General features: G+C 60.5%; 6 protein-coding genes and 1 pseudogene. 4 read left to right on the forward strand and 3 right to left on the reverse strand.

Annotated elements, in window-relative coordinates; all coding sequences use genetic code 11:
- Position 1: 1 nt before the first annotated feature.
- Positions 2-1,117 carry an FAD-dependent monooxygenase gene (locus EB835_RS06570; protein ID WP_135808651.1) on the reverse strand — a complete coding sequence of 372 codons (1,116 nt, stop codon included), beginning with the start codon at positions 1,115-1,117 and terminating at the stop codon, positions 2-4.
- Positions 1,118-1,309: 192 nt separating this feature from the next.
- On the opposite strand from EB835_RS06570, the gene EB835_RS06575 reads away from it, so the two are divergent.
- The 3 genes from EB835_RS06575 (at position 1,310) to EB835_RS06585 (ending at position 4,390) form a co-directional block, all read left to right on the forward strand.
- Positions 1,310-2,791, forward strand: coding sequence for an APC family permease (locus EB835_RS06575; RefSeq protein WP_135808652.1), 1,482 nt, complete (start codon positions 1,310-1,312; stop codon positions 2,789-2,791).
- Positions 2,788-3,705: an alpha/beta hydrolase gene (locus tag EB835_RS06580; RefSeq protein WP_135808653.1), complete on the forward strand. Its 918-nt coding sequence runs from the start codon at positions 2,788-2,790 to the stop codon at positions 3,703-3,705. Before EB835_RS06575 ends, EB835_RS06580 begins: the two co-directional genes overlap by 4 nt.
- A gap of 73 nt (positions 3,706-3,778) precedes the next feature.
- Positions 3,779-4,390 (forward strand): TetR/AcrR family transcriptional regulator, encoded by a 612-nt coding sequence (locus EB835_RS06585; protein WP_168216648.1) that lies wholly within the window; start codon positions 3,779-3,781, stop codon positions 4,388-4,390.
- 45 nt (positions 4,391-4,435) lie between these two features.
- Here the strand turns inward: EB835_RS06585 and EB835_RS20575 are convergent, their stop codons facing one another.
- The gene (locus tag EB835_RS20575; protein WP_240688593.1) at positions 4,436-4,621 is read right to left on the reverse strand and encodes a hypothetical protein; all 186 of its coding nucleotides are present in this window, start codon (positions 4,619-4,621) and stop codon (positions 4,436-4,438) included.
- Positions 4,622-4,686: 65 nt separating this feature from the next.
- Positions 4,687-5,267 (reverse strand): annotated as a pseudogene (locus EB835_RS06590) (PrpF domain-containing protein); the annotation flags it as partial.
- Positions 5,268-5,567: 300 nt separating this feature from the next.
- On the opposite strand from EB835_RS06590, the gene EB835_RS06595 reads away from it, so the two are divergent.
- Positions 5,568-5,870 carry a hypothetical protein gene (locus EB835_RS06595; RefSeq protein ID WP_135808655.1) on the forward strand — a complete coding sequence of 101 codons (303 nt, stop codon included), beginning with the start codon at positions 5,568-5,570 and terminating at the stop codon, positions 5,868-5,870.
- Positions 5,871-6,117 lie beyond the last annotated feature (247 nt).

A 6,117-nucleotide genomic window follows, 5' to 3' on the forward strand; every position in this document is an offset into this window, starting at 1 on the left:
GTCATGCAGTGGCAATGGGACTATCGGCTCGCGCATTCCGTGCCGCGATCTCGCTCTCGCCTCTAGGGAACAGCAAGGACGTTCCCTCGGCGGCGATGGCTTGAGCGGCATCGACGACCGGGCGCATTCGTGCGCCATAGACGTCGAGCGCCGATCGGACATCCCCCTCTGCTTCGAGCGCATCGCCGAGCGCCATCGCCCCCTGCATCGCCAAGGAAGTGCCCATTCCGGAGAAGAAGGAAGCGCAGTAGCCCGAGTCGCCAACCAGGACTACTGGCCCTTGGTGCCATGACGACATGATCACTTGGCACACGCTGTCGAAGTAGAAGTCGTCGGATTCCTCGACCTCGGCGACCAATTCTGGAGTTCGCCATCCGTCGACACCGTCGAAGGCACTGATCATCAACGTCCGCTGGGCGTCGATGTCGTGATAGTCGTAGTCCATCCACTCCGATGTGAAACCGAGCACTGCCGAACACTCGCGCCCGTCCCCGCGGACAAGGACCAACCTGCCGGGTTCGTTGTAGACCGTGGTCGCCGGCACCTCGATCGAGGTCGTGCACCTGCGCAGCACACCGACATAGAGGCCGAGGTACTTGAGGAACTCCCTTTCGAGACCGAATGCGAGGCGACGCACCCGTGAATGAAGACCGTCGGCGCCGACGACCAAATCGGCGATCTGCGGATCCTGACCTCGAATGCACACCGACGCTCGACCATCCGGAAGTTCCGTGATGTCGTCGATGGTCGAGCCGAGCACCCAATTGACGCTCTCCGGAATCGCCGAGGTGATGATGCCGGCCAGCGCATCTCGTGAGATCTCGAGATCGTCAGGACTGTCATACACGGACTCATTGGGTTCGATGATCGCATCCACTTGTCCCCTCGAGTCGATGAATTCGAAGCCGGCACCATATCCCACGCGATTGCGCTGAAGTTCATCGCTGATTCCCAAACGAACGGCGACGTCGAGGGCCTCCCCTCTGACATCGACGGCGATGCCTCCCGATCGCACTGCCCTAGAGTGTTCGATGAGCGTGACATCATGCCCTGTTCGGCCCAATACTGCGGCCGTGCTCAGCCCCGCGATCGAAGCTCCATTGATGACGATCTTCATCGGTTCTTCCTTTCGAGTTGCGCTGAAGGGGTTTCAGGCCTTGCGAACGATTTCGCGTTAACTGTGACCGAACTCACTTTCCGCTCTTGACTTCGGACTATAGCCGATTCATGATGTAAATGCGAATCCAAATTCTGATTCGGACAACACTCTGACCACGACCGCCCATCTGAACTCAACGAAGAGGTCATCATGAACGAGCCAATCGGCTCACCGCCCCCGTCGGGCGGGTCCCACAGGGTCCCACCGGCACACTCCCTGAAGAAGAACACGATCGGCGCATTCGGGCTGACATTCATGGTCGTCGCCGCGGCGGCGCCACTGACGGCAATGGCGTCCAATCTCTCGATCAGCCTTGCATTCGGTGTAGGCCGCGGAACGGTCGGCCTGCTGATCGTGGTGGGCATACTACTGGGAATCTTTGCGATCGCATTCGTCACGATGGCCGCACACGTCAAGAATGCTGGCGCATACTACGCAATGATCGGTCATGGTTTCGGTCGCCGCACCGGCGCAGCTTCGGCCATGGTCGCCACTGTCGCCTACAACATGGCGGCTGCGGGCATGGCCGCGGCAACGGGATACTTCGCTTCTGTGACCATCGCCGCAGCGGGCGGACCGAATCTCCCTTGGTATACCCTGGCGCTCTGCACCTTGGCGGCAACATGGTATCTCGGACGTCGCGGTGTAGAGGTCACTCAGCATTTCACGACAGGTATCTCACTGTTGCAATTCGCCATGATCTTCCTGCTAGGAGCGGTGATCGCGATCCAGCGCCCGGATCAATGGTCGCTCGAGGTCGTCACCCCTTCAGCAATGTTCGATGGAAATATCGCCTTGACCCTGGTGTTCTGCGTACTGTCCTTCGTCGGCTTCGAAGCTACCGCGATCTACGGTGAAGAGGCGAAGTCCGCGCGCCGGAGCATCAGACTCGCAACATTCGCATCCGTCGCCATACTCGTCGGTGTCTTCGCCTTTTCAACGTGGTCGATCACCGCGGCATATACGGATGTCCGGGCCGAGGCAGCTGCCGACCCGGGCACTCTCATCTTCCGAACTGCGGACATCTATCTCGGGACCTGGTCAGGGACCGTGCTGTCAGCACTCGTGACTGTCAGCTTCTTCGCCGCCGGAGTCGCCTTCCACAATATGGCTGCGCGTTATCATTTCTCACTCGCTCGCGACGGCATCCTGCCGTCAGGATTATCCTGCATCCATCCGCGATGGAGCACACCCAGTGCTGGCAGTTCAGCGCAGACAGTAGTCTCGATCATCGTGCTACTTCCCTTCGTCATATTCTCCGCCGACCCGATCCTCAATCTCTTCCCCATCGTTTCGGGGATCACCAGCCTGTCACTCATCAGCCTCATGGTCGCGTGCTCAGCGAGTGTGGTCGCGTCATCGCTGAGAGGGCACCTGTCGGAAAGCAGATGGTCCACGTTGGCGGCACCGCTGACAGCCGGAATCTGTCTGACGGGAATCGCTGTCATCATCGCCATCAACTACGCCGAAGTGACCGGTAGCACGTCTCCTCTCGTCATGGCCTCCCCGCTGCTGCCGATCATCGCCGCGATCGTCGGCGCTGTTCGCGGTGGGGAGCGCGACAGCGATGCAGCCGGCGACGATCCGGCGACCCACCCCGAAAAGGTCGTAGGAAAGCGGGTACAGCCATGAGCGGAGGAATCGACTTCTCAAACGTTGCCGCGCCCTTCCCCTACCACGATCTGATTCCATCGGCGCTGCGGGAACCTGCCGGAGTCGAACTGATTCCCGGGACAGTGAGCCACCTCGGTCTGATCTATCGCTCGGTGCTCGGATACCGCCCGCTCCGCCTCGATCTCCATCGTCCGCAGGATGCCGACGGCCCCGTGCCGATCGTCGTCTATGTGCACGGCGGGAGCTTCATCGGTGGGGTGCCGGAGATGGGGCCATGGACATCGCTGCCGGCCAGCGGCATCGCGGTGGCGGCGATCAGTTATCGACTGGCGGGCGAAGCAGCCTTCCCCGGACCTGTCGACGACATTCGTGCCGGGCTGTCATGGCTGCACCGAAACAGCCGGCGGTGGGGTCTGGATCGGGAGAGATTCGGACTGTGGGGAAGCTCTGCCGGGGGCTTCATCGCAGCGATCGTCGCCCTGCACCCTCTTGCCGGTCCGCGAGTCGACGCTGTCGTCCTCCACTACCCGCTGACCTCCCCGCGCTATCTCCTCGATGACGCGCTCCCAGACGGTCGCGAGAACGCTCGTCGACTCGAGTCGATCACTGAGCTCTTCTGCCCGGACATGCCCTCCGTCTCCGACTTCATCGAATCGGGAGGAGCGGTCCCATCATTCTCGATCGTCCATGGAACGGGTGACAACCGCGTCGGCCATTCTCAGTCCCAGCGGCTCCATTCGGCGCTCGTCAAATCCGGAAAGCGAAGCACTCTTGACCTCATCCCGGGAGCAGACCACGGATCGTCGAAATTCAACTCCCTTGATGTTGCCGATGAGGCCATCTCCCACTTCCGCAAGGAGTGGGGCCGCTGCATCGGATCGGGCGTCTCGGTGTCCCCGCGCCACCACATCGACCTCGAGGAATACGGTTGATCGGACTCCGAATACGCGGGGATTGGGTATTGTGAGTATCGACTCGAGAATGCAGCTGAGAAAGAGAAGGTCGATGACCCAGCAGGAGATTGCGCACCACCAGAATCGCAGTCGCCGGTCAGCCGAAGAGATCCTCGATGCGGCCGTGGCAGTTATCTCGGATCATGGCCTGGCCGCCTTCACCATGAACACAGTGGCCACGAAAGCCGGGGGATCAGTAGGGCGAGTCTATGCGAGGTACGCCAACAAGGAAGCTTTACTCTTCGCAGTCAAGGATCGCGCATTCTCCCAGCTGGAGAACACGCTCGAGAGCCGTTTGGCTGCAAGCGATACGGGAAAGGATGCGATCGCTGAATTCGTCCGAACCGTGTCCGAGACTCTGTTTGCCGCTCCGAAGCTCTTCTCCTTTATGGTCTCTCATAGTGCCGAGGACGCCGAGCTGCACGGTCGGGGATTCGCCTTCCACCAACGCTCTCGCTCCCTGCTCATCGACTGTCTCGCACGTTTCGACATCATCGATTCGTCGACGATCGGACACGTCTACGAAATGGTTGTGCAGAGCCTGCTCATGCGAGTGATCTCACTCGGTGCCAACGAGGGCGTCCCCCCGTATCCGGGATTTCCGAAGACCACGACCTACCAGGAGTTTCTCATCGAAACTGCGGTGTCCAGACTGATCCCCTGACGAGCTCTCTTGCCTCAAACCAGCGGCGCCGGCACAGGGTATGACTCACTCAATCCGCACCGCGACCCGACCGCCCAGGAGCACCCGCGCCGTGCGGAACAGCGATGTCGACGTCATGGTCTGAGACATCTCGTCCCACACGACCGACGACGTGACCACGCCCGATGGGGCGCCGAGCCGCACCTCGGGGCCGGTCCAGTCGGTATTGTTCCACTCGATGATCCCCCGCACGAACGAATCGCGTCCGGAAGCAGCGATACCACAACCAAGCACGTGGCTGCAGTTCCGGGCACAGCCTGGTGCGCCTGTCCCATCGAGATGACTCTGACGAGCAGGTGAACATCCGCGGCGGGCAGCTCGGTGCCGTCGAGCAACATGGTCGGCTCTGGTACGCTGACGACCGCGGCCTTGGGCACGACCTGCGGCGCCGTCTCCGGCGACTCGCACAACCCCATGCGCATGGCCGCTTTCCGCCGCAGCTCCTCGATGTGGATCATCGAATGAGCTTTAGCGTCGATGGCATCCGGGGATTCCGTGCCGTTGAGCGAGACCAACGTCGCTGGAACGATGACGAGCGGCAGAGTCGCATCCACGAGTGTCGCTTCGAATCCCAGCCCGTCGACGTCGAATCCTCCCGCGCGACTCCCGATGGCAGGAGTCCTGAAGTGCGGCTTCCGGCGGGATCGGGATACATGAGTTTGATCGGGGCACCTGTGCCGTTGACGCGGGGTAGCACCAGCTCTCCGTCGACCTCCTCCTGTCCGTCCACGACGTTCAAGCCCACGTCGACAAATATCTCCGTGTTCGTGTTGAACAGGCGGAAGACGTGCCATCCGTCGGATGCAGTCACCAACCCGGCCGACAGGGCGAAGGGCACGCCCCGTTACCTTTTAAGCGATTCAGCGCCGCTGCGCGCCGTGGAGTTCGAAAGTCTCCCCTTCATGTTGCCTTCTCCTGTGGTCGGGACAAGCCAGTCGGGTGCATTATAGATATGCCTGCCACGTCGACACCGGTCCCTACTTGGTGCGGGCCAGCCCGATTTTAAGCGTGGTGCGGAGGGTTCCACGGGAACCGTGGATTGTTGCTACCAGCACGAGTACTAGAGTCCTGATTTGATTCCACCCTCTACGTGGCAGGCATCCTAACCGAATAGATGAACTCCACAGAGAGGTGCGTCATGGACCTCATTCATGAACGCGCGGCAGGAATTGATATTTCCAAACGTGATGCGAAGGTCGCCATCCGTGCTCCTGGCAAACGTGCCAGGGCGTTCACCACTTCCGTGACGACGTGGGCGGCGACGACGAACCAGATTCTGGCCCTGCGCCAGATGCTCATCGATGAACGTGTCACGACCGTGGTGATGGAAGCTGTCATGAATCAGTGTCAAGCCCCGGGTTTGATGGAGAGTTTTCTACTTGGAATTCATCAGCTCACACACGAGCTAAGCAGCCCATGGCATCGCGCTGAAATAGTCTGATCGGAACGCGGCGGGAGTCGCCCCACCAAGTGCTCCATGTGGCCGATATGTATTGAACCAATGCACCCACTCCGCCGTGGCGATCTCGACATCATCAATGACCTTCCACGGACCCCTGTTGGGACTGATGCAAAGAAGGGTGACAGCGTGAGTGTCATGCTGCGAGTGCAGCTGGCTCTATGATTGCTTCGTACTCTACTGGTGTCAATCGACCCAACCGGGCTTGTCGGCGACGTCGGTGATATGT

This window comes from Brevibacterium sp. S22 (genome assembly GCF_004745485.1).
GTDB lineage: Bacteria > Actinomycetota > Actinomycetes > Actinomycetales > Brevibacteriaceae > Brevibacterium.

Coding starts and splice junctions, on each gene's coding strand:
- EB835_RS06580 (WP_135808653.1), top strand. CDS start 2,788: ATGAGCGGAGGAATCGACTTCTCAAACGTTGCCGCGCCCTTCCCCTAC.
- EB835_RS06575 (WP_135808652.1), top strand. CDS start 1,310: ATGAACGAGCCAATCGGCTCACCGCCCCCGTCGGGCGGGTCCCACAGG.
- EB835_RS06570 (WP_135808651.1), bottom strand. CDS start 1,117: ATGAAGATCGTCATCAATGGAGCTTCGATCGCGGGGCTGAGCACGGCC.
- EB835_RS06595 (WP_135808655.1), top strand. CDS start 5,568: ATGGACCTCATTCATGAACGCGCGGCAGGAATTGATATTTCCAAACGT.
- EB835_RS06585 (WP_168216648.1), top strand. CDS start 3,779: ATGACCCAGCAGGAGATTGCGCACCACCAGAATCGCAGTCGCCGGTCA.